The organism is Bifidobacterium sp. B4081 (assembly GCF_026537335.1).
Classification (GTDB): domain Bacteria; phylum Actinomycetota; class Actinomycetes; order Actinomycetales; family Bifidobacteriaceae; genus Bombiscardovia.
Genome location: NZ_JAFNMM010000001.1, coordinates 767,652 through 794,530 on the forward strand (window position 1 = coordinate 767,652; position 26,879 = coordinate 794,530).

Sequence of the window (26,879 nt, forward strand, 5' to 3'; positions counted from 1 at the left end):
GAACGTAGGAATTAAGGACACTGATGGCAGAAGAACACAATCATTCCCGGGGTGATCGCGGACGAGGCCGGGGCGGTTCGCGCCCAGGAGGCTTCCGGTCGGGCGGCCGTCGCTCTTCGGGCTTCCACAAGGGCGGTTCGCATTCGGGCGGATACCGCTCCGGAGGCTACCGTTCGGGAGGTCACCGTTCCGGCAACTTCCACAACCATGACGGCGAGAGCGGCGAAGAGCGTCGCTCCGAGGGCAGGAATGGACAGCGGCCCTTCCGCGGACGCGGGCACGACCGGTTCGACCGCGATAATCGAGGATACAGGCATGATCGTCAGGATGGCCACGGCGGCTTCCGTAGGGATTCCGACCGGGATCGCTATTTTGACAGGCGTGATGACCGCCACGGCCGTCGACAGGATGGTGACCGTCCTCGTCGCGACTTCCACGCCAACGGTCATGGTGGATACGGGCATCGTGACCATGACAATGATCGCGGTAGGTCGGGGTATGGCTACCAGCGGCATGACCGTGACCACGATCGCGGTCAGGGCTTCCGTGGCAACCGTCGTCGGGATGACGACAGGAGGTTTGATCGTCGGAAGGATGAGCGGTCCGGTGGGAATCGCCCATGGAACAACCGCTCCCGTGATGACCGTCCACGCCAGGAGCGTTCACATGGAGATCGTCACTATGGCAACCGTTCCTATGGTGACCGTTCCCGTGACGACCATCGTCAAGGCGGCTATCGGGGTGACCGTTCCCATGGCGACAGGTACCAGGGCCAGCATGGTCGCGATGACCGTCGCCGTGAAGATTATCACCATGACGACCGCCGCGGGACTTATCAGCGTGACCGTCAGAATGGTTATGACCGCGGTCGCCGCAACTCAGACGGGACCATTTCCTACCCCTCGCAGAACCCCTACACGGATCGTCGGCCTGGCGAGCCCAAGATGCCCAAGGGCCTGGAATGGTCCATGCTCTCCAAGGATGACCGCCTGCGCCTGCGTGGGCTGAGCAAGGAACACGCGGAGAACATCGGTCTGCACATCCTGGCCGCCTACGCACTGGAGGAGACCGATCCCCAGGGGGCCCTGGCTCACGCCAAGTGGGCTGCCCGGCAGGCCTCGCGGATTGATCTTGCCCGGGAGACGCTGGCCTTGGTGGCCTACCGTCAGGGCGACTACAAACTGGCCCTCAAGGAGTTCCGCACTGCGCACCGTATGAACGGCTACCCGGATTACCTGCCCTTCATCGCCGACTGCGAACGTGGTCTGGGCAATCCCAGCAAGGCCATTGAGGAGGCTACCTCCGACGAGGGCAGCCAGCTGCAGGGCGAGCCCAAGGCGGAGATGTTCTTGGTCTATGCCGGAGCCTTGGGCGATTTGGGCCTGTGGGACAAGGCCATCGAGACCGTTCAGGCTCTGGTCAAGGCCCGTGGGCTCAGCGGCGACTATCGGATGCGTGCCGTCCAAGCCGAACAGAACTTCCTTGATCAGGCTGGTCGTGGCCAGGAGGCTTTGGAGCTGGAACCCTTGCTGGATCGGCTGGAAGCTGAGTATGCCGACGAGGATGAAGGCGAGGATGGGCAAAAGGATGGACAGTCCGAGGAGATCCTGATTGACTATGACCTGGAGCACCTGGATCCGGCCATGATGGAGGATCTCTCCATCGACCCGGACGGCGGTGAGGATGACTCGGATGAGGGTGAGACTGAATATGCTGAGTCTGATGCCACTGATGCATCCGATCAGGGTGCTGATGACAGCATGGCTAAGGAATCTCACGAATCAGTAGCTTTGAACGATTCAGCTGACTCAGCTGGCATAGGTGACGCAGATGGCTCAACCGACTCGACTGATTCAGTTGATATATCCGACACTGTTGATTCAACTGGTTCGTCCGACTCTGCTAGTTCATCTGAAATGCAGGAATCCGGAATGCAGGAATCGTCAGATGCTGTGGAACAATCCGGGGGGGAGTCTTCTCGCCTTGATGCAGAAACTTCGGATGATGGTTCTCAAATCGGCCAGAACAGTAGCGAAGCTGACGCGGCTGTTGCCGATGAATCGACTGTCGACGACGGTGAGACGGCTGTCCTGAGTGCAGGATCCGAGACAGACACTATCAATGATCAAAATGAACAGGCCAGGGATGAGCAGGTCAATGAGTCCGGTATGTCTGATGATGACAGGGCTGAATCGTGACCATCTTCTTCAAAGGAACTGATGACGCTCCGGCAAAGACCTACCGCCTGGCTCTGCTGGACCTGGACGGGGTGGTCTACCGGGGCGCTGACCCTGTCGAGCATGCGGCCGAGGGCATCGATCGCGCTCAATTGCTGGGCATGCGCATGGCTTACACCACCAACAACGCATCCCGGTTCCCTCATGTGGTGGCCGATCAGCTGCGCGGGTTCGGTCTGACCTTGGATGATGAACAGGTGATTACTTCCGCTGTAGTCGCCGCACGAATGCTGCGCCGACACTTGCAGGAGGGCGCCAAGGTGCTGGTCATCGGATCCGATCATCTACGCGATCAAATCCGCATCAACGGAATGGTGCCCGTCGACAAGGCCACAGACCAGCCGGAGGCCGTCATCCAGGCTTGGTATCCCGAACTGAGCTGGCAGGACCTGGCCCAGGCCGCTTTTGCCATCGAAAACGGTGCACGGTACTTCACTACTAACAAGGATCAGACTCTGCCCCGTGAAGGAGGCATGGCGCCTGGCAATGGAGCCATGCTTCAACCCGTGATTCTGGCTACTGGCAAGCAGCCGGAGGACTCAGCCGGCAAGCCGGAATCGGCCATGTACGACGAGGCACGGCAGTTGTTGGCCGACAGCCAGGAAAAAATCTTGGGCGTTGATCAATGCCTGCCTGTGGGCGATCGTTTGGATACCGACATTGAGGCAGCCAACCGGGGCGGATACGACTCTATGGTTGTCTTGACGGGCGTGGCTCGGACACCCGCCATTCTGACTGCACCGGCCAAATGGCGGCCGACCTATCTGGCTGAAGACCTGCGCAGCCTGGCCGCGCCGCAACCGCAGCCTGAAAAGGAAGCTGACCAGACCTGGCACTGCGGCGTCCAAACTGCAAAGGTGGATGATGACGGGCATGTCACTCTGCGAGCTCTTGAGGACGGGAGCGACCCCCTGTCTGACTTGGATGCCGTGCGATCCTGCGCCTGTGCACTCTGGGAGTATCAGGATCGTGGCGGAGACATGGATTCGCTGGATCTGCCTGCCTTCGTCATAGGGGCATAGCAGCTATGTCAGAAGAAGCCAGGTCCGGACAGCGCGGAGCGAGTGGATCATCCCAAGGATTCAATCGCTGCGTGCTACCTGAGCAGTCCAGCCAGACCGGGCAGCCTGTAGAGTCTGAGCATTCTGGACGGTCCTCACAGACAGAAGACGAGAATCCGACTGCGTCAGCACCTGAAGAGCCGCTGGATAAGCAAGCCATGGCCCCTCTCTTGGAGCGTTTCCCTTATTTGGCGAAATTGGACGATCTGGACGATGCCCAGCAGGTCGAGATGCTCGGCAAGGTGCTGGCCGGGCTTCAGCAGGACCTGAATCGGGAGGGCAAGTGAACGATGAGGACGCGGCCGTCAGCGCTGGGGCAGGTCGCCGTAGAACTGTCGTTCACACCCGCGACCGGCTTGACCGCGTCCTACCTGCACAGGGACTCACGGATTCGCGTGCCAGGGCCCAGGCGCTCATTCGCCAGGGCCGGGTTACAGTCAACGATCATCTGGCATCAAGGCCTTCTCAAGGCGTCCAGCCGGGTGATGTGATTCTTCTGGACCCGGGCGATGACTATGCTTCCCGTGGCGCGCTGAAGCTGGAGGGTGCCCTGACGACTTTTGCGGCGCAGGGGATGCCCGGTCCGCGGGACAGGCTCTGTCTCGATATCGGCGCTTCTACAGGCGGTTTCACTGACGTTCTGCTCAGACATGGTGCGAGACGTGTTATCGCCCTTGATGTGGGCCACGGACAGTTGCTGGAACGGATTGCCGCTGACCCTAGGGTGATTGACATGAGCGGTGTCAACATACGCAAAGTCCGTCCGGGGGACCTACCGTATCGCCCTGAATATGTGGTCTCCGATGTGTCATTTATCTCGCTGACCTACGTCGTTCCTGTTCTGCCTGGGTTGCTGGCGCCTGCTGCCAACTGCTTGTTGCTGGTCAAGCCCCAGTTCGAGGTCGGGCGTAGCCTGCTGGGTCATCATGGCATTGTGACGGAGGAGGACCGCAGACAAGAGGCGTTAGAGCGCGTCTTGGCCTGTGCACGTGAGCAAGGATTCGTTGCCCGCGCTACCATGCCATCTCCCATAACCGGAGCTCATGGCAACGTGGAATATCTGCTCTGGCTCTCTTGGTCACGGTCGGCCTAAAGCCTGTGGCTTCCCGCTTCCCGTGCGACACACCAGACTGGACAGAATCCACAATTGCGGTAATATAAATGAGTTGTCAAAACGAGTTCCTCGTCAAGATGACATGCGCCAGTAGCCCAACGGATTAGAGCAGCTGACTACGGATCAGCAGGTTGCAGGTTCGAATCCTGTCTGGCGCACAAAAAAGCTATGGTTTCAAGGTTTTACAGCCTCGGGACCATTCTTGTTCTCGGGATTGGGCATATTTCGAGCACATCGTATGTGCAGGGTGCCCTATCGATCTCACTCCGGCCATACCGTGTTGCAGCGTATCAGGTCGGCCACGTTCTCGGGCCGGTATCTGACCAGGCGCCCTATATGCACATATAGAAGCCTGGTTTTCTGCGCCCTCCATGCGTTCAGGGTGCTAGTCCTGTATCGCGCCACGATCTCGGCCCATCGGTCGGTGTCAGCAGCCTGGTCGAGGGCAAGGCCGTGTTTTCGTTCATTGTTTCCTGTGTTTGGCTCATACCTGTTCCTATGCGTCAGCGCGCGCTACCGTGGGCTGACGCTGGTTATCGCTAATCGGAACGGGTTGTTGTCTGACGCATAGAGGTTGGTATGGCAAAAGCATGGATACATGACAAGTGGTTGAAGTCCGCCCTGATTGTGCTGGCAGTGATATTAATTGCTTTGTTTCGGATTAACATTATTTGGTTCTCAGAATTAAAAAAGCTAGCTTACTTAATTCTCCCAAGTGTTGGCTCAGAGTAGCAGAGATGAGCGCATCAATAGGTTTAGCTAAATTGTTCATTATGCTATATAACAAAAGTGCTTTACTTGATTATGTGAAATTCTCTCCCCTATCGCCTGAAGTTTGGTCGAACGGAAACAGATCAGGTTGGATGGGGCAATAATCTTTGACTAAAAATGCGAGCTCGGTTTGGTTGGGGAGTCTTCTCATTTTTATAGAGATCACTGGGGAAGAAATCATCTTCCGGACTTGTTTTCCAGAAATAATAAGGGGCTTTACAGGAGTTATCGTGTCAGGGACTTTTTTATAGTAATTCGGTGTCTCGGTATGCTTAATTGGAAAGCAAGTCTTTTCTTGTTTTAGAATCTAAAATATTAGTATTAATTCACTCCTATATGCTCTATCACACTCATGCTATTTTGCCTTTGATAGTTGCTCATGCAACATGTTTTTTCTTTTCTGGCATTCTCCAATATTAAGTATCTCCTATCATATATCCAAATCTTCAACACTTTTATACGTAGACTCAGTAGTCATAACCTTTTGAGCTAATTTTTTTGGCAATTGTAATTTCAGCTCATCAAGGGTTTTATAAACCGACATCTCTCGAGTAACATTGTCTGGATAATCAATGTACCAACTTCTCGGATCATCGCTTAGCCGAAAGGCATGTTCGGCAAACATTGACCAGTCTGTGAAAGTTCGCTCGTATAAAACATAGTTCTTCTTCTTGGTAAGAAAAATCTCCGTAATATGCATTTTCCCTGCAGATCTGTCACTGAATTTATAAATTTTGTTACCTATGAACCTTTTTATGATTTCTCGGCCATCAGATGAAACTTTTAGTTCGATAACCTTATTTCCTGACTCTTTTTCTTTTTCTGTATCTATAAAAAGTCGTAAAGCCAACACAACAGCTGTGGAGAGGCTGTCAGCGTACTGCATAGCCTCTTTGAAAAGGGGCAAGTCTTGTTCTGAGACATAAATATTCTTTGTAGCCATGATTATAGTTATACACATATCTTTCATGATGACAAATCGGCTGCTTAGAGAGTCTGTGCTATCTTTTTTACTTATGAATAGCCTCTTTACTAGAACTGGGCCAAAGATCATGCTCTGACTTGAGCAGTCTTCTCAAGGATTCTTTCTTGCTTACCTCTTTGGGCATTCGGGAGGCGAGTGAACCCTATATCAGCTGTGCCGGTTCTTTGCGTTCCATGTGTATCAGACCTTTGTAGATGCCGTCCACATAGCTGGAGTTCATGGCCACGGGTAGGCAGCTGTACTGTATCGGGCAGACCTCGCACACCTGCCTGGCTGCCTTTTTGCAGGGCCCGGTCGTCGGCGGTGTCACCGATCTCCGGTCCATACATGCGGTCACAGATCAGGTTGAGACCCGGTCTGTCTACATTCGAGGGAAGAGCCTGCACCGGTAGACCTGCCCGGCATGCGCGGTGGGGGGGGGGTCTGAAATGCACCTCTGCCCAGTCTTGCCCCGTTTCCTTGTTCGCGTTGAGAGGATTCATGGTTTGGCTTTTTCGGGCCGGTGACCTATGAAGTGGTATGTATCTGTTCCGGTTTGGTCACTTTGCTTCGCGGGCCGGGCCTGTTTCTCTTCGCGCGCCGGCCGCCGTTTTCTTTCCGCCGTGCTCATGTGGGTATTGCGGTTTCAGGCGTCGAACTCGCAGACGGGGCAGTCGGCGGGATCCATAAAAGAGTTAACAGACTCAGTAGTTAGAGCTGACATACAGCTCGTTTATCAAGATAAAATTTGGGCTGTTATAACAAACTGGACTAGTAGAAGGTTCAAAGGCAACCCTAAAATTTATGACAACACTCATTGGCCCGAGAAGACTGTTCTCTCGGATATACATGGCAAGACTTGGGCATCATTCACTTTGTCAGGCGACGATCTGCAAGATAGAAAATCTATGATGTCCAACTATCTTCCATCTGAAGAGCGGAAAGAATATGACCGTCTCAGCCCAATGAAGAAAAGAACTTGGCTAGCAGGAAGAATAGCAGCTAAAGATATGCTGCGTAGCTACCTTTGGGAAGAAAAAATGCCGGCAGCATTTTTCCAGCACAAATCGCTATTTCTAATAGATCTGATGGGGCTCCTTTTGTAAAAGGACGTAATGGTTTTAATCCTGGGAGTGTTCAAGTTTCAATAGCGCATTGCGATTCAACTGGTGTTGCAATAGCTGGTGAGAAATCAGTTGATGGTGGCGGGCTTGGTATTGACATCGCAAGGATAAAAGAATTTACAGACGATACTATGCAGTTTGCGTTTTCTGACGAAGACAGGCATTTAATAGCACATCTTGTAGTGACAACCGATAAAACAATTTCATATTGGAAAACCGTATTTTGGGCCGTTAAGGAAGCAGCAGCAAAGACTGTTGGCGTATTGCATGGCAAGCTAAAGAGTTTCCACGTTTTTAGAGTTGATTCAACCCACAAGACGGCTGAGGTTCATTACAAGGAAGAAATATTGCACATACAATATTCAGATTATCCAGAGTACTTCAATGCCGACTATATGGTAGCATGGACTCCGATTAGGGGGGGAGCAGTAATCATGACAATAACCAAAGGAGCTATTTCAGCTCCTCCACATGATGATTTGGATATCTCATCTTGCAAAGGGAAACTTTTGTTGTTGAATATGCCTTATCAAGGGCACATCAATCCGACTCTGGGTACAACTCGAGCTTTAGTGAAAGCTGGCTACTCGGTTACGTATGTATGCGATCCCAGATGGAAGAAACAGATAGAAGAATCTGGAGCATTGTTTGTGTCATACGACCATTATCCTGAGCGTCCGAATACGGTACAGAGCTTGCGTGGTGGGGTCTATGCAATAAACACGGGCCGTCGCCTAGCTTCTGAGCGACAGTACGATGCTTTGTTGTATGAGAGCCTATTGCTTTCAGGGAAATGCCTCGCTGACCAGATTGGTGTCCCTTCTATTCGTCTTTCTTCTACGTTTGCATACAACCGTTCCATTCTCATGAAACTATCGAATACGGGCGGGTTGCATGTAACCAGTCTTTTAAAATTTCCTCCCATCATAAAAGCGATGTCGCTTTCAATGCGAAGGCATAAGCGTATTGAATCTTCTGATTTTGTTACGGAGATTGTTGATAATATTCCTACAATTACATACGTGTACACTTCTCGGGCATTCCAGTTAGATAGCGCATCCTTCCCGGAGAAGAGTTTCAAATTTATAGGCCCTTCTTTGGATGGCAGAGACCTGAAAACAAGCGATATCAGCCTGAATAACGAGCTTAGAACTGCTGGAGAAAAGCCTATCATCTATGCGTCACTGGGGACCATTTTTAACAATTTCATGCCGTTTTATAAGGCGGTAGTGGGTGCATTCGCGAAGCAAAATGTGACGGTAATTTTATCTGTCGGTAAGAATTTCGACCGAACTGAATTGGGCTCTGTCCCAGAGAACATACATATTCATCAGTCTGTTGATCAATTAGCTGTTCTAAATAAAGCTGTTCTTTTTATCACTCACGGAGGTATGAACAGTGCTAACGAGGCCCTGTATTATCAGGTTCCCATGGTGGTGGTCCCTATGGCGGATGACCAGCCTACAGTAGGAGCACGAATTGCCGAACTGGGATTGGGCAAAGTTTTGAGTCGAAAGGCAATCGATAAAACTTCACTCAGGCAAACGGCTTTTGATGTCCTAGAAGATAAACAAATTGCCGCAAATGTAAAGAAGATTGGTGAGGATATGCAGCATTCCGGTGGGAACCGGCAAGTGGTAGAAGATCTTAATAATTTGTTAAGAGATAAGAGAAAACAAGCTGGGTAATGCCGTCTTATTATATGTGCAGCACCACCTCTTTATGCTGGATTTGTCGATGAAAGATAGAAAAACTGTTGTTCCGCAGGGCATCATGTTTGCGCCTGTAGGCCAAGAGCGACATCTGATTGAGGGCTGGTATGCAGATGCACATGCCTATCTCCAGTTGTCGAGTAACTCTTGACTACAAGCAGGTCATGAATAGGGCAAAAAGAATCCTTCAAGGCAAGAAGGAAACACCTCCGCTTTAAAGGTGACATGGCGGGGGGGGGGGGGATAGTCGGCGCCATCGGCTTTGTGACGATTGCGCTTGATCATGAGGTAGTTTTCCGGCTACCCGTGGCCATCTTTATAGAACTGTGCATTTTAAGAATGTATGTATTTGTTGTGTTCCATGTATGCAGATTGCGCTGGTTCTACCAGCTTTGGTCCAGGGCTTTTGAAGGCGTTTTAGGTGTTCTATGACTCTTAAAGATTGAATTCAAGAATCAGACAAGTCATGATTTGTGTAAAAAAGACACACTATAAGTAGTGACTGCTTATGCGACTACTAATGCAGATTAGGGAATGAACGCCAGATGGTAGGAGGGGCTGCCGCCTCCAACCTTGCTGAATCAGCTCGATCATTCTGCCACCGCCCTGAAAATGCTTTTTGTCGTTAATTGGTAGGGGAATGCAGCCTTGAGCTTTTCGTCATGCCAATCTGAACATATTCCGTTATTGGAATTGTCTGTATTCTAAGGCGGTGTTTTTGAAATGCCCTGTCACTGTCGCTTGTACGCACGGAGACTATGTCCGTTTCACTTCGTCCTTCTCATTCCCTGATGACATGTGCTACCCCTATGGCGATGACAGCGACGAGGCGTTTTGCCCTGGCTGCTCGGAGTTTCGCTGTTCTAAGCCGCAATAATTCAGCCCCTATGCGGACAACTTCAAAGCGCGAGATCCCTTCACGTTCGGTTTGGAAGTCGATGGGGGCCACGAACAGGACTCGATCAAGACACCCCGTCCATCGCCGGCTGGTGCCTGGACGGCAGCCTGCATGAGGAGGGCTCGATGGGAATACCAGGCCCAACCCCTTGACCGCCGACTTTGGCACCCTGCGCGACCTGTAGGCCCTATTGGACGGCATGCGCTCCGGACGATGAGCAGGAGTACTGGGTGGCCATATGCTGCTGTCCCGCACAGGCCCGGTCGCAGTATCTATAGACCTTTTGGTCTTTTGCTTTTAGTGCACTTGCAGAGATTGAAAGATCTAATTGAACATTGCTGGATAACCGGTTGCTGTTTCGAGAATCACCGTAAAATACTTTAAAAAAGCACTTTATCAATTTACAAGTTTTTTAGTGATAATATGAGATTTTCGTACATGATCAAGTTCGGAATGCTTTGATCAGTCGTCGGAGAAACTGTCCAAAAAGAACAACATTAGAGGTTTATTCCTTGGCGGACGTCAATATCATTTGTTGCTCCTTTTCGTCTAGCCAAGTACGTTCGAGTTTTGCCCCAAAATGGTAGCTGAACCCAATCGGGTGCATCATATGTGCAGGGTCTCTTTAAATCTCAATTCGGCTGTACTGTGTTGTGGTATATCAGGTCCGCCACATCCTCGGGCTGGTATCTGACCAGCCCCCCCCCCTATATGCACATACGGAAGCCTGGTTTTCTGCGTCCTCCATGCGTTTCAGGGTGTTAACCGGATCGCGCCAGGATCTTGGCCGCTTCGGTCGGTGTCAGCAGCCTGGCTGGCGTCGTGGCCGTATTTTCGTTCATTGTTTCCTGTGTTCGGCTCACCACTGTTCCTATGTGTCAGCGTGCGCTGCGGGCTGGCGCTGGTTATCGCTAATCGGAACGGGTTTTGTTTGACTCATAGAGGTTGGTATGGCAAAAGCATGGATACATGACAAGTGGCTGAAGTCCGCCCAGATCACGACGGCGGGCGGGCATGGCGGGAAAGTGAAGCGATCATTGGCGATGTATGCCGGCGAGCTGGGGAAGGCGTAGGTAGGTGCCCGATGACTTCAGGTCGAAGTACTCCAGCAAAGGAGCGCGCTGGGAGGTGCGCTGGAAGATTGACGGCACAGGCCGGTGTAGGCTCTTCCGCTACCGGGCCGACGCCGAGGCGTTCATGGCCGAGATTGAGGATGGGACGCTCGAACCGGTACACGGACCCCAGGGACTCCTGCAGGCCGTTGAGCGGGGTGGCTGACCTGTGGCAGCAGGGGCTGACGGGTACGGTCAAGGGCTCGGCCGAAGGACGGTACCGGCTTGAGCTGCGCTGCTGGGTCCTGCCCAAACGGAGGGAGGACGCGCTGAAGGACATCACCACCGTGAGGATCCGGCACTGGTATGTCGAACTGGCGGAGGGGACGGCGCCCTATGCCGGCAAATAGGACTCCGGCTTCCTACTGTCAGCGTCCTCGATCCGCTCTGCGGGCAGGAATGTTCTGGGCTCCATCCTGGATGCGGCGGTGGAGAACCGATGGCTGGAGACTAACTCCGTGGCCGTGGCCAAGGTCAAGGCCAAAGTGCTGTACAACCGAGTCGTCCAACGGCGGATATACTTGGCCCCGCAGGAGATCAAAACCATCGCGGAGCAGATGGACGTGGCCAACACCATAGTCGTTTACCTGCTCGCGGACACGGGCTGCCCATCGGCGAGGCCCTGGCCCTGCGATGCGGGGACGTGGATCTGAGCCGGAACCGGATCAGCGTCCTGTGCGCTCAGTTGGTCAATGTCAACTATCTTAGGGTGAGACCCTGTCGAAGGGCAACGGAACCATGTTCGTGCCGATACCCAGTCAGTTGCTGCCCAGGGTCAAAACACTGCTTAAGGAGATAGCCCGAAGGAGTTTCTACTGCGCGGACCATGGGGATGAAGGCAGAACACCGCGAACTGGAGGAACCGGGTGTGGACCCCGGCCCTGCAGGAAGAGGGCATCGGGATATCGAGGGCGGTCATCCGCTCTCTGCGTCACACTTACGCCTCCCTGGCCATCAAGGCCGGTGCGGACGTGAAGACCCTGTAGGCCGTCTTGGGCCACGCCTTGATCGCAGAGACCCTGGACACCCATACTGACCTATGACCTAACCGCACCGGCGAAGTGGCGGAAGTGATCAGCCAGAATATCCGAATCTGACAAGTTCTGTATGATTTTCGAGGTGAGAATATTCCGATAGGTAGTTTGTATATATGTAGGGTGTCAAGACTCAGATGGCGTTTATTTGGCTCATAGGAGCTGAATTTGTTGTTTATGATGCGGGTTTGGCTTTGTGACAGTAGTTGTATCTATGAGTTATTAACGGACGGATCGGTAATAATGGCTTGCCTGCTCTGTTTGATCGGGTTACGTGGACCAGATTGAACAGGGTCCAGTGGAACGTAGCTCACGGTACAAGGGCCTTTCACAAACATCGACTGTAGCTAAAACATATGGCCCGAACCCGATGCGCTAGCAGAGGTTCCGCCAGAGAGCAAGCGGGTTACATGGCCCTCTTTTTCCATAACGAGCAGCCGGCGTGTTCGTCACTGACGGGCTGCGCGGTGTGCATAAGGCCTGCGGGCAGGTGCAGCAGGATTATGAATCGTGTGCTGTGCTCCGCCGGGGTGTCGATGACGATCCTGTTGTTTGAGCCCATAATCGGGCCGCCTTTCAGTGGTCGGGTACAACCCGCAAGACCAGACCTTTTGCCAGGCCAGGCCAGCCTGAGCCAGGCGTTCGGCCTGGCTCAGATACTCGCCATCCACATGCGTGGGTATATCTCTATGGGCCCTACGGTACCAAACCACATTCGGTTTCTCACGCCTGTGGATCCCGGGGCGTATGTTGCGCCAGGGCTCGCCCGTGTGTTTCTTACCCAGTCAGGTGAGCCGCCTGCGTGAAGTCCAGTCTGACTCCAAGGCCCGCACATACGCATCCCATGGGCACTGCACATCAGTCCGCGACTCACGTCACACGCCATCAAGCACCTACAAACACTTTGCTGCGCCCACTCATCCATCCTCCAGTCAGACAAGTGTTGCCACAATCCCTAGAACCTGCTAAGTGCAGCCGATGGACGGGGGCTCCAGTGTGACTCTTCGTCGGTTAGTGAGCAGACATAAAAGCCTTATTCTTCTGTCTCGCAGCCTGGTCTGAGGGCAATACGGCAAAGCCGACTTCTCTTCATCGAAGGGCCTTTCTTTTTGCTTGCCCTGAAAAGTAGATCAGCGTTGAGAGTGAAAGTATGAGAAGAATGAAGAAAAGCAAGATACAAATCCACAAAAGACTCGACTGCGATTGATCGAAGTGGGTATAAAGGTCAGCATACTCATCGCTATAGATTCCGGCTTTCATTTGCATATAGACTGTGAGAGCTAAGCCAAGCAGGCTTAGAGCATTCATGATAATCGCAAGCACTTTCATAGGTATCTCTCTCCATGGGCATAAGCTAAAGCCAGCTAGTAAAACGTGGCAAAGGCCTGATAATAGGTACGGTAGAGGGACGTCAAATAACCCTCCAGCGCAAACGCCGGCAAAATGCTACGGATTACACAGTTTTGTTAAATAAGTATTAAAACCAGGATTGGGCCTATTAGGTTCGAGATTGAAAGCTGATTTCCAAAAAGCAAAATGGAAATGGCATTCATACTGGTTGAACATTCCATTCACATTTCTGTCCCTCCAGTGGCTATTGGCATGGTGCTGCGCATAAATGGCATTCCAGGCTTGCCGATTGACGATTTCTTCCGCAACGCCGTTTAAACCGCCTGCAACGCGGAACCATCCATTAGGAACTGAGGATAAAGACCACATCGGAGACCGGTATATCCAGTTATTCGAACTAAAGAAAGTTACTATAGATGCGTAAGTTGAAACAATTGGAAATTGAATGTCAGCTGTCCTGTCAATTACTTGAACCAGATTATGCCCTTCATTTTTTAATGAGAACTTAGTGATTTCCCATTTGTATCCTTAGCAGATGGAAGAGGCATAAATAGTAATGGTTCATTTTCGGCGGTGTCTTTGAATAGGGCTACACTACTGTAAGTTCTTCTCTTGGCATCTCTAGCATATGCTAAATGTGTTGAACCTTGTGTAGCGTAATTTACTGAAAGTATGTGAAAATCAACATCTTTTTATATAAGCAATTTGTTGTATTCCGCCATCTATAGCCTGCGATCCAATAGACATATTCATGCCTTGATTAACGACGGTGCTGTTTTCAACATATTGCTTCATATCTATACTACTTGTTGAGGTCTTGATGAAAGCTGCGCTAGATTCATTTTGTTTAGATATGACAACAGGCTTTTGTGGATCCTTGGGTATAGAAAGAAACAGCAACCAGTCCGGCTTCAGCCTCATACGTTCCGCTAGTGGATCTCAGTGGTTCTACAGGCAATTCCGATTTAGTTGTCAAACTACTTATCGCTTTTTCGTCGTAGCTTTGATTTGGAGGTGGTTCGGTTGCGTTTGCTGTAAAAGGACTTAAAGCTACAAAAATAACTGCTGTACCGAATACAATTACATTACATTTCACGTGTCTCACGATGCTCCAATCTTTTTAAATACTTACCACTTGAACAAGCAATGCAAGAGGGCTGTAAGAATAACGAAAGATGGCCTTACTATGTTAGTTCATTGTACTTGATTCTTCTGTTTTTACAAAAGGTAGCCTTATCTAATGTAAGCTTCTCCTATATGTAAGATGTTTGCAAAATGATTAAGGACTTCGCTGTCGCGGGTTCAGTTGAGACGGAAAGCGTCTCTGATGGGGACATTGGTGCTGGCAATAGTACGATGGTCAATATCCTTATGCGCTTCTACGGATTTGATTTTAGATTTAGGTCCATCGCGCTGACTGCCAGGGATTTGCTCCCACCGCCGCATCCCGTCCTGATTCTAGACGAGGCTACTTCTTCCATCGATACCCGCACTGGGGAGCTGATTCCGAATGTCATGGATGCTTGAGCGAGGACTTGCACCTTCGTCGTGATTGTCCACCGGCTCTTTACGATTCGCGATACCGACCTTAGTATGTTCATGGAACACGGTCAGATTATCGGGCGCGGTGCCCACGACGAACCGCACAAGCGGGCCGATTTTACGCTGACTTCTACAACAGCCAGTTTACTTCCGCTGAGCTCTTGGCCTTAGGAGTCCCGTGAGACAATGCATCCAGAGAGGGTCGAAGCCAACTAAGCTTCGGTCCTCTCTGCGTATATATTCCCAACATCGCCATCTTGCGCATAGTGATTGTTGGGAGTTCGGGTTCTGTTGGTGGTTGCAACGTTTGTGTGGTTGCCTGGGTTCATGTTGGTTGGTGGTGAGCAGTTCGAGGGTTGTCTCGCTGGGTCTGTCGCCCAAGCTCCTCGTCCACGGTGTCCAGGTCGGCCTTGCGTAGCCGGACAGGCTGCTTCGTTTTTGGGGGGAGGGGGTACTGGCTTGGAGCCCGTTGGTGTTCTCATTGGTGCTGTACTGCCAGGGGCTGTGGGAGTCGCAGAAGCCGACCCACATGTCCGGCCTGCCCATGGCGATCTTCCCATTCGGGGCCATCTCGGCCCCTTGGCCCCAGACCAGGGTGTTGAGCAGGAGTTTGGGCAGGGTCCGCACCTTGGCGACGGTGGATTCCTGTATCTGGTTCGCGTCATGGCCATTGGGCAGGTGCAGCAGGATCGTGAACCGTGTGCTTCACTCTGCTAGCGTGCCGATGGCGCTCCTGTTTGAGCCCATAATCAGGCTGTCTTTCCAGTGGCCGTGTATAGTCCGCAGGCCAGGCCACTGCCGGGCCAGGCCAACCAAAGCCAGACGCTCGGATTGGCTCGGACATGCCTGCTGTTCACGTGCGTGAACATCTCTATGGCCCTATGTACCAGTCCACATTCGGCCCCTCGTTGCTCCGTTTGGTGCTGGGCGTGCGTATGCCGAACTTCACGGCTGGTTTTCCATGTGAGACTGAGGGAAGGCGGAGAGATTCTTGAAGAAGGTTGTTAGTTTTTGCGTTCTTGGATCCCTGCCATATGGTGTTGTCGCCTATTTTCGCTGCTATGGTACCGTTGATCTTCACGCCATCACTGCTGCGCGAGAGGACTGCCGTCATCTTTTTGCCCCAGGTAGTTACGCGATGCCGCCACTGAAGAAGCAGAAACATGATAGGCCTTCGGTGCTTTCAAGAGTGAAACGCCCCGACTCTTGGCGCATCCCGTTCATTCTGCTGTAGATAACGCAGGCCGTCAGATTGCAACCGGCATCCTTGGGAGCTATCGGTTCGCCTGCCAAGCGCAGCTCGGTTAGTAAAGCAGCTGTTCCTTGCGATGAGAGGCTTGTGGTTTCCAACGCATGACTTTGGGCGTCTGATCAATTCCATTGATCAAGGTTATTGGCCACGACCCTATCTGTTTTGCAACATCAACAGGCTGCATAGGGTGCAATTTTTGCGCTGTTCCTCTCGCAGTAGTCCAGGGAAAAGAGAAGTGTTGATGCATATCTGCCAGGGTGATGCTCGTTGCAGGCCGCCATCGTCCCTTGGCGATGGCGGTGGCAAGTATCTCAGCAATACGAGGTGCCTTGGGCGTGACGGATTGCTCGATGCCTCAGTGACTGGGTGCTCCGCCGCAAGACACCAGTGAAAAAAATAGCGTCCTGCTGCTCCCAGTTCTTGTCGATGGTGTTTCAAGACTGCCAGTGGCGCTCATGCTTGGCAGGTAATCAATATCATATGGCCGAAGAGAATTCCCTCTATAAGTCTAAATGGATGTAGTTACCGTGCTTCATGATGAGGGTCCCACGGCCGCCCAGTGCTGCATAATGCCATGGGCGGCCGCGGCTCAGATCTGAAGCCTGGTGTTCGTGTCATTGTGCTGTGTAGCCGCCATCAACGACGAATTCGGATCCGGTAGAGAAGGAGGACTCATCACTGGCCAGATAGAGGGCCATGTTGGCGATTTCCCTGGCTGAACCCAAGCGACCCATGGGGTGCAGCTTTTCGAGGTCGTCGCGCATCTGCGGATAGGCGTCAACCATGGGGGTGTGGGCGTAGCCGGGATGAATCGAGTTTATTCGGATTGGGTATCCCTGCTGAGCGCAATAGAGAGCAGCCGACTTGGTCAGCAGCCGCACTGCTCCTTTGGCGGCGTTGTAAGCGTACAGATTGGCTATGCCAATCAAGCCCGCAATGGAACACATATTAATAATGGAGCCGCCGTGCTCCTTCATGCACGCTATGGCATATTTGACGCCTAGCATGACCCCGTCCAAATCCACCGATAGAATTTTATGCCACTCGTCCATTTCAATGTGCTCTGCATCATCAAAGAAGAGAATGCCTGCATTGTTGACCAGAATATCGGCTTCGCCAAACTGGTTGCGTGCAGTGCTGAATACAGGACCCCAGCTATTCTCCTTGGCAACGTCTTGAGTGACAAAAGCTGCGTTGTCCCTGCCTATGGTGTCTATGGCCAGCTGACCACCTTGCTCATCCAGATCGGTGATGACCACCTTGGCTCCCTCTTGCACGAAAAGCTGTGCAGTGGACAGGCCAAAACCCTTGGCTCCTCCGGTAATGATGGCCACCTTGCCGTCCAGTCGTGCCATTGCCAACTCCCTTGTTCATGTGTGTGCGCTTTGCACACCCTATCCATGCTAGTCTGGCCGGTGGCTGGACGGCGGGGACGCTATCATGAGAGCCGGAACAGGATTGAACGGGTCCATGGTATTGGGGCCCGATGAAGGAATGCGTATATGGCGGATATGGTTGACAATCACAATGACGATGAGGGCCCGGACCTGGGCAGGACTTACCACAGCGGTCCGGTAATCATGCGCGGGCCCATGATTCCTGAGGCGGATGCCAACGCTGGTTTGCTCTCATCGGGCGGTGATACGGACTGGCTGCATATGGATCCCTGGCGGGTGCTGCGCATCCAGGCTGAGTTCATCGACGGGTTCGGCGCGCTGGCTGAGCTGGGGCCGGCGGCTGCGATCTTTGGATCAGCCCGGACCGGCAGGGATGATTCCGCTTATGCTGCTGCACGAAAGATGGGCGGCGACCTGGCCAAGGCCGGTATGGCGGTCATTACCGGGGGAGGGCCTGGCATCATGGAAGCGGCCAACAAGGGCGCGGCGGAGGTTGGCGGCAAGTCCGTCGGCCTGGGCATCGAATTGCCCATGGAGCAGGGGCTGAACCGCTGGGTGAATCTGGGCATCACCTTCCGCTACTTCTTCGTACGCAAGATGATGTTCATGAAATACTCCTCGGGCATCATCGTCTGTCCTGGCGGGTTCGGCACCCTGGACGAGATGTTCGAGGTGCTGACCCTGGTCCAAACCCATAAGGCGCCCAGTATGCCCATCGTCCTCTTCGACAGGGCCTATTGGCGGGGACTCTTCGACTGGATCTCGGACACGCTGAAGCAGAGGGGGATGATTTCTGAGCTGGACCCTGATCTGGTCATCCGCACTGATGATCCTGATGAGGCTGTCCAGGCCATCCTTCGTCACCGTGTCTGAATAAGCAGGCGGGTAGTAGTCAGCGGGCGCGGGTGGCCATGATCATGCCCGTGCCGATGGGCAACAGGCAGGATTCCCAAGCATTGTCTTTGCTTATGGCCTCCATGATGGTCCGTAAGGCGGTCGTTTTGGCGGACCTGTTGGCCGGGTTGAGCACACCGCCCTTGTCGGGGTCCTCAAGCAGGTCGAAGGCATCAGTGAAAATCAGCTGTCCCCGTTCCTTGAGCAGGCGCGGAGCCTGGTCCATGACCTGCTGGTAGTTGTCCCCATTGCCTGAGACGACGATAAGGTCGTAGTCGCTGGGGTTGAGCCTGGGGAAGTAGGTCCTGGCAGCCGCGTTGACCGCCCGCAGCCTCATGCCTGGATGGACTTTCTCCATGCCAGCGAATATTTTTTTGACCAGCGAGGTGCCTTGGGCTGTGGAGTCAACGGCGGTGAACTGACCATGACCGTGCAGGCCCGTCATCAGGCGCAGGGCTTCGACTACAGAGCCGTTGCCTACCAGGATAATGGATGCCGGAGCGTTCCGGCCGGCCAGGAACTGCAGGAAGGCGCCTTGAGACCGGGAACATTGGGCGAATCCGGCCTCTGTAGCCTTGTCTCGCAAGGTCTGCAACTTGTCGGATTCGACGTTCAGAGCGCTTGCCTCGGCGAATTCCCATCCTCTGGCGACGTTGTTGTACGAGGTTTTGTCCATGTTAACCATGGTAACGACTAGAGGGCACAAGCCTGTCGCCGGCTCTTGTTGCCCTGTATGGGCATGAGTCTGGCTACTCCTTGACGGCTTCGACCAGCTTCCACATCTCTTCGCCCACGTCGATCCCTCGGGGGCAGGGTCGGGTGCAGGCCCGTATGGACTGGCAAGCCTGGATCCCGTCCACCTGGTCAATGGCTTCAAGACGTTCCTGCCGATGGCTGTCGCGGGAATCGTTGATGAATCGAGCCGCTGCGATCATGGCTGCCGGTCCGGCGAAGGCCTCACCACCCGCATAAATGGGGCAGGCCCCCTGGCAGAGTCCGCAGGCGATGCAGGTGCTGAGTAGCTCATACTGGGCCAGCTCTTCCGGAGTTTGCTTGTATTCAGACGCTGGTTCTGTGTTGGCTGCTCTTGCCTTGGCTAACGGGTTTAGCTGAGAATCATGGGTTTGCCGTTGATCAGATTCTCGATGATTCTGGCCGCTATCGGCAGAGGGATCATCATGGAGCAGATAAGGCTTGAAACGTCGAATCTGTTCAAACATGGCATCGGTGTCCACTATCAGGTCTCTGAGTGGGGTAAAGCCGGGAAGCGGACGAATCTCTACAACTGAGGTTTCTGCATAGTCTGGAGTTTTTGTAAGGCCTGTAGCCTCTATAGGGACTGAAGGGTCTGTAGGGTCTGAAGCTTCCGAATGATTTGTAGCGCTGGGTTCTGTGTCCGAATTCGAATGCGCAGCCGACGAGGATACGCCAGTTACGGCGGCTGCCGTACCAGTGCGACGGAAGACTGAAGGCTGTTGGACCTGTGGATTTCCAGCAGCCACGCCGGGTGAGGCGTATGCGTTCAGCATGGTCTTGGATGCAGACAGGCAGTCGGCGATGGTGGCTGCGCAGAGCAGGTCCGGACGTCCGTTGATGAGCACGGCATCCGACCCGCACATGCCATGCCCACAGGAGTACCGGAAGTTCAGTGTAGGATCCGCCTCTCGTTTGATCTGCAGAAGGGCATCCAGAACGGTATGCTGCGGGGCAATGCGAATTGTGTACTCCTGCGTCCAACGGCGACCTCGAGCCCGTCGACTGCCCGCTGCGGCGAAAGGATTGCTTTTGGCAAAGGGATTGATTCGCGCCGGACGCTCTGATTGAGGTCGTGGGGTAAACCGGGCTATTCGGAAAGTTACCGGACGGGGATCGCTGTCCGATGCGGATGCCTTGGATCCGTCTGATTCCGTGGACTGTGATGTCACAGTTGCTCCTGTCCTTGCTCGGGATATGGCCCGATGCCCATTGATATGCGCGGACTCCATCCTAATCCCTGACTGACCTGAATAGGTCTCGATTAGGTGCTCGTCTGACGAGTTTGGGTTCAGAGTCCATAATCGGAGTCCATCAGTAGTTGCGGCCCTTGGGAGGCATGTCGACGATATGAACAGGCTGCCAGGAGACGTCTTCCTTAGCATCGATCATGGTGTGAGCCAGATAGTGTTCGTCATCGCGCTGCGGATAATCGCTGCGATACAGGGCGCCACGGGATTCCTGACGCTGTAGGCTGGCATTCAACACAGCCCGGGCCAGTGTCAGCAGGTTGTCCACCTCCATGATGGCGGTGACTTCCTGGTTGAGTACTGCTGTCTCACTGTGCGCATGTAGCTGTTTTGCATCAGTTTCCAGTTGATCCAGACTGCGCAAACCCTTTTCAATGCTGCCCTGATCGCATCGGACGGCAACGGCCTCCTCCATCAGCCGTCCCAGTCGGCCCATCAGTGCATAAGGGTTGTTCAGTGTGGCATCGTCATCGGAGTCGGAGGCTTCGTCTTGGTCGTCAGCCAATGCTGGTTCCGAGGATTCGCCGTTGCTTGCGCCAGCCAGCAACTCGTCCAGGAAGGCCTGACGCTTTTGCAGAGCTTGTGTGAGCGGAGACGTGTCGGTCGTGTCGTTTGGCTCATCGGCTTTGGTCATGGCGGCGGCGATGGTCTGCCCGGTCCTGGTGCCAAAGAGGCAGGCGTCCAGCAGGGAGTTGCCGCCCAGTCGGTTGGCCCCATGAACGCTGACACAGGAGCATTCCCCGGCAGCGAACAGTCCGTCGACGATTCGACGGTGGCCATTCTGCCAACGATAGACGCGGCCACGATCGGTAATGGGAATGCCTCCCATGGTGTAGTGGGCGGTGGGTTTGACCGGAACCATGTCCACAGTGGGATCCAGGTGGGCGTAGCGATGGATGGTCTCGGTGACCTGGGGGAGCAGGGCAGTCATGCGTTGGCCATCAATACCGGTCATGTCCAGCCAGACGCAATCATGAGGTCCGTCCGGGTCCGATGGATCGGCCACCCCGCGACCTGCATCAATCTCGGCCATGATGGAACGGCTGACCACATCCCTGGCTGCCAGGTCGCCGTGTCCCGGCGCGTAGTCCTGCATGAAGGCCCGGCCTTGACTGTTCCGGAGCACGCCGCCTTCTGCACGGGAGGCCTCCGACAGCAGGATGCCGGTGTGGCCCAGGCCGGTGGGATGGAATTGGATGAACTCCACATCCTCCAGCTGCAGGCCGGCCTGCAGGGCGAGCGCCATGCCGTCACCGGTCAGATCCCAGGAGTTGGAGGTCGTATGGAAGAGTCGGCCCGCCCCACCCGTGCACAGGACGATATTGTCGGCTTGGATAGCTTGCAGCTTGCCGGCGTGGGTGTCCAGGACGATCAGTCCACGGGCATGGCCGCCGGTTTCCTCATCAGCAGGCGGATCCACGACCAGATCGGTCACATACCATTCCTCAGCGAACTCGACTCCCAGACGCAGACACTGCTGCCAAAGAGCGTGCAGGATCTGGTGGCCGATACGGTCGGCTGCATAGGCTGCTCTCCGGACTGGGTGGCCACCATAATCGGCGGTATGGCCGCCAAACTTCCGCTGGGCGATGTGCCTGTCTTCAGTCCTTGAGAAGGCCACCCCGTCATGCTCCAGTTCGATGATGATGCCCGGGGCCTGCTCGGCCAGAATCCGCACGGCATCCTGGTCAGCCAGCCAGTCGCTGCCCTTGATGGTGTCGTAGTAATGCCAATGCCAGTCATCCTTCTCCTGATTGCCCAGACTGGCCGCGATGCCACCCTCTGCTGAGCCGGTGTGGGACCGCAGGGGCTGCAACTTGGAGACGACTAGGACCTTTGGCGACGAATCGTTCCTATTTCCGTCGCTCTCCAGAGCCCTGTACAGTCCCAGAGCGGTTGACAACCCGGCCGCTCCGGCTCCGACGATGACGGCATCATAGCGGCTTCTGACCTTCTGCGGATTCATACCATTGATACTGTCACAACCCGTTGATAGTGGTGGCCCTTCCGGCTCATGTCTGCTTACGCGGGCAGAATAGATCTTATGACCGAACTTTCCTTCTCCCAGCAGGTGTATCAGGTCGTCAGGCGGATCCCTCGCGGCAAGGTAGCCACCTACGGTCAGGTCGCCTCCCTGACTGGTCACCCACGCAACGCCAGGTTCGTGGGTTATGCACTTCATGACAACCCCGAACCCGGGGTGATTCCCTGTCATCGCGTGGTCTTCCGCGATGGTTCTCTGGCGCCAGGATTCGCCTTTGGCGGTCCTGAACGTCAGCGTCAGCTGCTGGAGGATGAGGGCGTTCATTTTGTTCCTCCGCGTAGTGACGAGTCGGCTGGTGCAGATGGCTGGGTGGTGGATTTGGACCGCTGCCGCTGGCAGGCCTGATTCTTCGGGTGCTCAGCTACGACGCATCCGTCCTTCAGGCTGATCAGACCACGAATCTCTAGGGATCCCAGCAGTTGCATCAGATGCCTGACGGAGAGCTCACGTCCTTGATTCGCCAGCTCAGCGCGAAGCTGTCCCGTCATGGGCGGACCTTCCCGACGCTGGTAGGTGCGGATAGCCGCCAGCACGGTTGCCTCTTCTTTGGTTAGAGACTCGTCATCTGCTTTTTTGCCTTCACTGTCAGTCCCCGAATTTGATGACTGGGTTGAAGGTTCGTCTCTATCGGTCGGGGATTGTTTAAGCACGGTTGGGCCCGGTTGGCCGCCGTTTATGGTCTGGTCCCGATGATCCGAACCAACCGTCGGTGTGCGTCGCGCGTTCTGCCTGTTCGTTTGATTACCGCGTGATTCGGCGGTATTGACTGAAGCGGAGGCTTCTTGACGGACGGACTTGCCGGGGTGAACCGGTCCATGGGCAGGGTGGCAAATGTCTCGGATGTCGGATGCAGACAGGAGTAGCTCCGCCTTGCCCTCATGGATGAGCCGGTTGCAGCCGGTGTTTTCCGGTTGATCGATTCTGCCAGGAGCGGCCAGTACGCGACGACCCAATTCGACGCCCCAGTTGGCTGTGTTCAACGCGCCTGATCTGTGCCGTGCCTGTGCCACCACAATATCGGAGGCTAGGGCGGCGATGATCCGGTTGCGCAGCAGGAAACGACGCGCCTCGGGGATGGTTCCGGGCGGCAGTTCGCTGATCAGTGCGCCGCCATCTGCCTCGATGTTTTCGAACAGACGGCTGTTGCGCTTGGGACCCATATGCAGCAAGCCTCCGGCAAAAACGGCGACCGTGCGTCCGCCGCCAGCGGCCAGGGCTCCCCAGTGAGCGGCGGCATCCGTACCCATGGCCCCACCGGAGACGACCAGATGGCCTTCGCCGGCGGCCTTCCTGGCTAACTGGTGAGCAGTGGACCGACCATACTCGTCACATGTCCTTGACCCGACCACGGCCAAGGGTCGGTCACAGCAGATCAATGTTTCGGGATTGCCTTGCCCCCACAGGCAGAGGGGAGGGGCCCAATCGGAGCGGCGTGCCAGGTCATCCACCTGGCCTGGCCAGCAGGGATCGCTTGGGGTCATCACCCAGAATCGGCCTCCGCCAGTCATCATGGTCCGCACCTGGTCGGTGTCCATGGCAAGCAAGGGTGTCAGGCGTCTCCGCCAGGAGTTGCTGATCTTGTGGAACCGAGTGAGGTCCTCGGGGCTCGTTTGTCGTCCCCACCGGGCCGTCCCCTTCAGAAAGCGTTCATCCAGTCTCGTGCGAGCAGCATCATGATGGCTGTCAGTCCCTGCTTGGTTTGGCGCTCTTAGCTCGATCAGATTTCGACAAAGATCGGCCGCCTGGTCCGAGCCCAACAGACAAGCAATCATAAAAGCATCGGGGCCATCTGCCGCTAGAGTCAGCACGGTTCTGGCAAGCCAGTCGCTTTCGACCATGGTCATCGGTTGCGGCTGGTCGTCAAGCATGGTCTTTATCATGGGTTGGGCCATCTCAGACGGCCCTTGTTCTGAGCAGAATGCCGGTGGTCACATCGTCGGCACCGGGGCTGGTCCGCCCGTCCAGGTCTGCCAGAGTCCACGCCAGGCGCATGGTCCGGTCGGCACCTCGCAGACTGATCCGCTGCCTGCGCAGGGCCTGATCAACGACCGAACGTGCCTTGGCTGATGTGTTCTGACGCAGCCATTCGCCGCTGATCTGAGCGTTGCAGGTCCAACCTTGCTTGCGAAAACGCTCTTTTGCCGTCTGGCGGGCGTGGGTCACACGCTGGCGGATCTGAGCGCTGTGCTGGCGTGGACGGTGGTCGTCGAATCCCGGGTCGGTCACCGGGGGGACCGTGGTCTGGATGTCGATGCGGTCCATGATTGGTCCGGAAAGCCTGTTCCAGTAGCGGAGGCGTTCGCGGGGCGTGCAGGTGCAGCGCTCGCCGGTGCCGTATCCGTACCCGCAAGGGCAGGGGTTGGCAGCCATGACCAGCTGGAAACGAGCCGGGAAGGTGGTGCTGCCCTTGGCCCGGGACAGGAAGATTCGCCCGATCTCCAGGGGCTCGCGCAGGGATTGGATCACCCTTGGGGAGAATTCCGGAGCCTCATCCATGAAGAGGACGCCGCGGTGGGCACGAGTGATGGCTCCTGGGGTGGCCAGTCCGGCGCCACCTCCGACCATGGCCGCCATGGAGATCGTATGATGAGGAGCCTCGAAGGGTGGCACATCGGAGATCCCATACTGGCTCAGCGTGCCGCACAGGGATCGAATGGAGGCCACCTCCAGCTGTTGAACAGCGTCCAAGGCGGGCATGATGCTGGGAAGCCGTTCAGCCAGCATGCTTTTACCGGCTCCTGGAGGGCCGACCATGAGCATGTGGTGACCGCCGGCTGCAGCCACCATCATGGCCCACTTGGTCTCCTCCTGCCCAATCACGTCAGCCATGTCCGGCTTGGGCGGAGATGGGTCGGCATTGGCGGGGGAGTTGTCTTCATGCTGCCCGATTCTGGGATGCGCCTTCGCTATGGCGGTCGACTTGTCGGTGTCTAAGTGGCTGTCAAGCTCAGGAACGGCGATCCTGCCTCGCCCGCCCAAGGTTTGAATGAGCTGGCCCAGGTGGCGTAGTCCCACGACCTCGATATCGGGTACCAGATGAGCCTCGTCCAGGTTGTCTGCGGGGACGAAAGCCCGTGTGATCCCCTGGGCTCTGGCCTGCGTCAGGATGGGGAGCAGACCGTTGATCGGCAGAATCGTGCCATCCAGGTTGAGTTCGCCCAGGATGACCGTATGATCCAGGCCTTCCGTCGGCAGTGCCCCGCCGGCTTCGAGGACACTGGTCGCAATGGCCAGGTCGTGTGAGGAGCCATGCTTGGGCTTTGAAGCTGGGGACATGTTGACAGTGACCCTGGTCTGCGGCCACCGGAATCCGCAGGCCGAGCAGGCGGATTTGACCCGTTCCCTTGATTCCGACAGGGAGGCATCCGGTAGGCCGATGATGGAGAAGTAGGGCAGCCCTGGGGAGATGAAGGACTGTACGTGAATCAGAAAGGCCTTGAGGCCTATCAATCCCACGGATTCAGCGGATCCAAGACGCATCAGAAGGCCTCCCTGGTGTGCCTGAGGAAGACTGATCCCGGATTCCATCCACCCTTGCCCGAACAATTGGATCCTGTGGCGGCCTTGGCGGATGCCTGACTGGAAGCCAGGGGATAGGGGTTCTCGGAATGCATGCTTCTGCCGGGGTCTGACTTGACTGACAGGCTGATGACATCGAAACGGGTGCCACGATGCCGTGCGCTGGGAACTCGGTCATGGCTAATCAGCCATTGGACTGCGGCGCGACGAAGATGGGTCTGTTTGCGCGGGCCGACAGCCTGTTCTGGGGATCCGAACCGACCGGTGCGTCTGGTTTTGACCTCAACGAATACCAGAATTGATTCGGGATCCAGGGCGATGATGTCCAGCTCGCCGAACCGGCTTCTCCAATTCCGGGCTAGAATCTTCCAGTTGCGTTGCCGCAGCCACTGGCAGGCGTAGTCTTCGCCCAAACGTCCGAGTTCTCGGCTGCTTACGCCCCTGGCCCTGATCTGTCGCTCAACATCTGCCAGCTCCATGTCGATGGATTCATGGTTGCTCGTATTTAACCTTGTTCTTCCAGGCGGCGTGGTTTCTGGATTGTCGGCGGACCTGGTGGTAGCAGGCAAAGCGCTTATGGGCTGCGCGACCGTTGAGTCTGGAATCTTAATATCGGCGTCAGTGCTGCCAACCCGGTCGTTGAAAACTGTGAGGAGATTACTTGGTCTAGTCAGTGCTTGTGTGTCCATGTTTCAAGGAGATCACTGGAGGGAAGTCGGTGACTAGTCGAACCAGGCATGTGGTCGAATGAACCAGCGCACGCACGAAAGTGGATGAACGAGTGGATTGACGATACTGATGCTGTAGCTATCGCACTCATCTCTGCATCGGGCAGAGGCGGCAGAGGCAAG

Annotated in this window: 22 protein-coding genes, 1 tRNA gene and 1 pseudogene; 12 read left to right on the forward strand and 12 right to left on the reverse strand. The window is 55.0% G+C overall.

Features of this window, described 5'->3' with window-relative positions; all coding sequences use genetic code 11:
• The first annotated feature begins 23 nt into the window (after window positions 1-23).
• From J3T92_RS03410 to J3T92_RS03430, 5 genes are all read left to right on the forward strand, one after another.
• Window positions 24-2,198, forward strand: coding sequence for a helicase (locus J3T92_RS03410; protein ID WP_267399730.1), 2,175 nt, complete (start codon window positions 24-26; stop codon window positions 2,196-2,198).
• A complete protein-coding gene (locus tag J3T92_RS03415) occupies window positions 2,195-3,259 on the forward strand; it encodes an HAD-IIA family hydrolase (RefSeq protein ID WP_267399731.1) in 1,065 nt (354 codons plus the stop codon). Before J3T92_RS03410 ends, J3T92_RS03415 begins: the two co-directional genes overlap by 4 nt.
• A gap of 5 nt (window positions 3,260-3,264) precedes the next feature.
• Entirely contained in the window at window positions 3,265-3,585 is a 321-nt protein-coding gene (locus J3T92_RS03420) for a hypothetical protein (RefSeq protein WP_267399732.1), read from the forward strand.
• Window positions 3,582-4,391 (forward strand): TlyA family RNA methyltransferase, encoded by an 810-nt coding sequence (locus J3T92_RS03425; protein ID WP_267399733.1) that lies wholly within the window; start codon window positions 3,582-3,584, stop codon window positions 4,389-4,391. The genes J3T92_RS03420 and J3T92_RS03425 overlap by 4 nt, the downstream gene beginning before the upstream one ends.
• Window positions 4,392-4,496: 105 nt before the next feature.
• Window positions 4,497-4,570, forward strand: a tRNA-Arg gene (locus J3T92_RS03430).
• A gap of 1,043 nt (window positions 4,571-5,613) precedes the next feature.
• Here the strand turns inward: J3T92_RS03430 and J3T92_RS03435 are convergent.
• Both J3T92_RS03435 and J3T92_RS09510 read right to left on the reverse strand, forming a co-directional pair.
• A complete protein-coding gene (locus J3T92_RS03435; protein ID WP_267399734.1) occupies window positions 5,614-6,126 on the reverse strand; it encodes an EXLDI protein in 513 nt (170 codons plus the stop codon).
• Between the two features lie 184 nt (window positions 6,127-6,310).
• Window positions 6,311-6,493: a WhiB family transcriptional regulator gene (locus J3T92_RS09510; protein WP_416378892.1), complete on the reverse strand. Its 183-nt coding sequence runs from the start codon at window positions 6,491-6,493 to the stop codon at window positions 6,311-6,313.
• A 184-nt stretch (window positions 6,494-6,677) separates the two neighbouring features.
• Here J3T92_RS09510 and J3T92_RS03440 point away from each other — a divergent pair, with 184 nt between their 5' ends.
• The 4 genes from J3T92_RS03440 (at window position 6,678) to J3T92_RS03455 (ending at window position 11,646) form a co-directional block, all read left to right on the forward strand.
• The gene (locus J3T92_RS03440; protein ID WP_267399735.1) at window positions 6,678-7,253 is read left to right on the forward strand and encodes a hypothetical protein; all 576 of its coding nucleotides are present in this window, start codon (window positions 6,678-6,680) and stop codon (window positions 7,251-7,253) included.
• Window positions 7,175-8,959, forward strand: a complete 1,785-nt coding sequence (locus J3T92_RS03445) for a macrolide family glycosyltransferase (protein ID WP_267399736.1) — start codon at window positions 7,175-7,177, stop codon at window positions 8,957-8,959. Before J3T92_RS03440 ends, J3T92_RS03445 begins: the two co-directional genes overlap by 79 nt.
• A 2,135-nt stretch (window positions 8,960-11,094) precedes the next feature.
• Entirely contained in the window at window positions 11,095-11,343 is a 249-nt protein-coding gene (locus J3T92_RS03450) for a hypothetical protein (protein WP_267399738.1), read from the forward strand.
• Between the two features lie 78 nt (window positions 11,344-11,421).
• Window positions 11,422-11,646, forward strand: a complete 225-nt coding sequence (locus J3T92_RS03455; protein WP_267399739.1) for a hypothetical protein — start codon at window positions 11,422-11,424, stop codon at window positions 11,644-11,646.
• A gap of 1,470 nt (window positions 11,647-13,116) precedes the next feature.
• On the opposite strand, the gene J3T92_RS03460 is transcribed toward J3T92_RS03455, so the two are convergent.
• The 3 genes from J3T92_RS03460 to J3T92_RS03470 form a co-directional block, all read right to left on the reverse strand.
• Window positions 13,117-13,356 carry a hypothetical protein gene (locus J3T92_RS03460; RefSeq protein ID WP_267399740.1) on the reverse strand — a complete coding sequence of 80 codons (240 nt, stop codon included), beginning with the start codon at window positions 13,354-13,356 and terminating at the stop codon, window positions 13,117-13,119.
• Window positions 13,357-13,473: 117 nt separating this feature from the next.
• Window positions 13,474-13,746 (reverse strand): DUF2599 domain-containing protein, encoded by a 273-nt coding sequence (locus J3T92_RS09515; RefSeq protein WP_416378881.1) that lies wholly within the window; start codon window positions 13,744-13,746, stop codon window positions 13,474-13,476.
• 312 nt (window positions 13,747-14,058) lie between these two features.
• Window positions 14,059-14,298 (reverse strand): hypothetical protein, encoded by a 240-nt coding sequence (locus J3T92_RS03470; protein ID WP_267399742.1) that lies wholly within the window; start codon window positions 14,296-14,298, stop codon window positions 14,059-14,061.
• Window positions 14,299-14,823: 525 nt separating this feature from the next.
• Between J3T92_RS03470 and J3T92_RS03475 the strand changes: the two are divergent.
• Window positions 14,824-15,101 (forward strand): annotated as a pseudogene (locus J3T92_RS03475) (ABC transporter ATP-binding protein); the annotation flags it as partial.
• 1,684 nt (window positions 15,102-16,785) lie between these two features.
• Here J3T92_RS03475 and J3T92_RS03480 read toward each other — a convergent pair.
• Window positions 16,786-17,526 (reverse strand): glucose 1-dehydrogenase, encoded by a 741-nt coding sequence (locus J3T92_RS03480; RefSeq protein WP_267399743.1) that lies wholly within the window; start codon window positions 17,524-17,526, stop codon window positions 16,786-16,788.
• Between the two features lie 147 nt (window positions 17,527-17,673).
• On the opposite strand from J3T92_RS03480, the gene J3T92_RS03485 reads away from it, so the two are divergent.
• The gene (locus J3T92_RS03485; protein WP_267399744.1) at window positions 17,674-18,441 is read left to right on the forward strand and encodes a TIGR00730 family Rossman fold protein; all 768 of its coding nucleotides are present in this window, start codon (window positions 17,674-17,676) and stop codon (window positions 18,439-18,441) included.
• Between the two features lie 19 nt (window positions 18,442-18,460).
• On the opposite strand, the gene J3T92_RS03490 is transcribed toward J3T92_RS03485, so the two are convergent.
• The 3 genes from J3T92_RS03490 to J3T92_RS03500 form a co-directional block, all read right to left on the reverse strand.
• A complete protein-coding gene (locus J3T92_RS03490) occupies window positions 18,461-19,138 on the reverse strand; it encodes an O-methyltransferase (RefSeq protein ID WP_267399745.1) in 678 nt (225 codons plus the stop codon).
• Between the two features lie 73 nt (window positions 19,139-19,211).
• A complete protein-coding gene (locus J3T92_RS03495; RefSeq protein WP_416378882.1) occupies window positions 19,212-20,387 on the reverse strand; it encodes a succinate dehydrogenase/fumarate reductase iron-sulfur subunit in 1,176 nt (391 codons plus the stop codon).
• Between the two features lie 142 nt (window positions 20,388-20,529).
• The gene (locus J3T92_RS03500) at window positions 20,530-22,431 is read right to left on the reverse strand and encodes an FAD-dependent oxidoreductase (RefSeq protein ID WP_267399746.1); all 1,902 of its coding nucleotides are present in this window, start codon (window positions 22,429-22,431) and stop codon (window positions 20,530-20,532) included.
• Between the two features lie 78 nt (window positions 22,432-22,509).
• Here J3T92_RS03500 and J3T92_RS03505 point away from each other — a divergent pair, with 78 nt between their 5' ends.
• Complete coding sequence (locus J3T92_RS03505; protein WP_024626499.1) at window positions 22,510-22,854, forward strand: MGMT family protein; 345 nt, start codon at window positions 22,510-22,512, stop codon at window positions 22,852-22,854.
• On the opposite strand, the gene J3T92_RS03510 is transcribed toward J3T92_RS03505, so the two are convergent.
• From J3T92_RS03510 to J3T92_RS03520, 3 genes are read right to left on the reverse strand one after another with little or no spacing between them, the layout of a single operon-like run.
• Window positions 22,770-24,401: a DNA-processing protein DprA gene (locus J3T92_RS03510; protein ID WP_267399747.1), complete on the reverse strand. Its 1,632-nt coding sequence runs from the start codon at window positions 24,399-24,401 to the stop codon at window positions 22,770-22,772. The genes J3T92_RS03505 and J3T92_RS03510 overlap by 85 nt on opposite strands.
• A 1-nt stretch (window position 24,402) precedes the next feature.
• Window positions 24,403-25,989 carry a YifB family Mg chelatase-like AAA ATPase gene (locus tag J3T92_RS03515; protein WP_267399748.1) on the reverse strand — a complete coding sequence of 529 codons (1,587 nt, stop codon included), beginning with the start codon at window positions 25,987-25,989 and terminating at the stop codon, window positions 24,403-24,405.
• Window positions 25,989-26,507, reverse strand: coding sequence for a YraN family protein (locus tag J3T92_RS03520; protein WP_267399749.1), 519 nt, complete (start codon window positions 26,505-26,507; stop codon window positions 25,989-25,991). The genes J3T92_RS03515 and J3T92_RS03520 overlap by 1 nt, the downstream gene beginning before the upstream one ends.
• Window positions 26,508-26,879 lie beyond the last annotated feature (372 nt).

What these genes read in the sequence shown, in the direction of transcription:
- J3T92_RS03435 (WP_267399734.1), bottom strand. Translation starts at nt 6,126, where the DNA reads ATGGCTACAAAGAATATTTATGTCTCAGAACAAGACTTGCCCCTTTTC.
- J3T92_RS03470 (WP_267399742.1), bottom strand. Translation starts at nt 14,298, where the DNA reads ATGAGGCTGAAGCCGGACTGGTTGCTGTTTCTTTCTATACCCAAGGAT.
- J3T92_RS03440 (WP_267399735.1), top strand. Translation starts at nt 6,678, where the DNA reads ATGAAGTGGTATGTATCTGTTCCGGTTTGGTCACTTTGCTTCGCGGGC.
- J3T92_RS03450 (WP_267399738.1), top strand. Translation starts at nt 11,095, where the DNA reads ATGGGACGCTCGAACCGGTACACGGACCCCAGGGACTCCTGCAGGCCG.
- J3T92_RS03480 (WP_267399743.1), bottom strand. Translation starts at nt 17,526, where the DNA reads ATGGCACGACTGGACGGCAAGGTGGCCATCATTACCGGAGGAGCCAAG.
- J3T92_RS03460 (WP_267399740.1), bottom strand. Translation starts at nt 13,356, where the DNA reads ATGAAAGTGCTTGCGATTATCATGAATGCTCTAAGCCTGCTTGGCTTA.
- J3T92_RS03515 (WP_267399748.1), bottom strand. Translation starts at nt 25,989, where the DNA reads ATGCGTCTTGGATCCGCTGAATCCGTGGGATTGATAGGCCTCAAGGCC.
- J3T92_RS09510 (WP_416378892.1), bottom strand. Translation starts at nt 6,493, where the DNA reads ATGGACCGGAGATCGGTGACACCGCCGACGACCGGGCCCTGCAAAAAG.
- J3T92_RS03485 (WP_267399744.1), top strand. Translation starts at nt 17,674, where the DNA reads ATGGCGGATATGGTTGACAATCACAATGACGATGAGGGCCCGGACCTG.
- J3T92_RS03500 (WP_267399746.1), bottom strand. Translation starts at nt 22,431, where the DNA reads ATGAATCCGCAGAAGGTCAGAAGCCGCTATGATGCCGTCATCGTCGGA.
- J3T92_RS03505 (WP_024626499.1), top strand. Translation starts at nt 22,510, where the DNA reads ATGACCGAACTTTCCTTCTCCCAGCAGGTGTATCAGGTCGTCAGGCGG.
- J3T92_RS03410 (WP_267399730.1), top strand. Translation starts at nt 24, where the DNA reads ATGGCAGAAGAACACAATCATTCCCGGGGTGATCGCGGACGAGGCCGG.
- J3T92_RS03520 (WP_267399749.1), bottom strand. Translation starts at nt 26,507, where the DNA reads ATGGAGCTGGCAGATGTTGAGCGACAGATCAGGGCCAGGGGCGTAAGC.
- J3T92_RS03490 (WP_267399745.1), bottom strand. Translation starts at nt 19,138, where the DNA reads ATGGACAAAACCTCGTACAACAACGTCGCCAGAGGATGGGAATTCGCC.
- J3T92_RS03420 (WP_267399732.1), top strand. Translation starts at nt 3,265, where the DNA reads ATGTCAGAAGAAGCCAGGTCCGGACAGCGCGGAGCGAGTGGATCATCC.
- J3T92_RS03510 (WP_267399747.1), bottom strand. Translation starts at nt 24,401, where the DNA reads ATGGCCCAACCCATGATAAAGACCATGCTTGACGACCAGCCGCAACCG.
- J3T92_RS09515 (WP_416378881.1), bottom strand. Translation starts at nt 13,746, where the DNA reads ATGTGGTCTTTATCCTCAGTTCCTAATGGATGGTTCCGCGTTGCAGGC.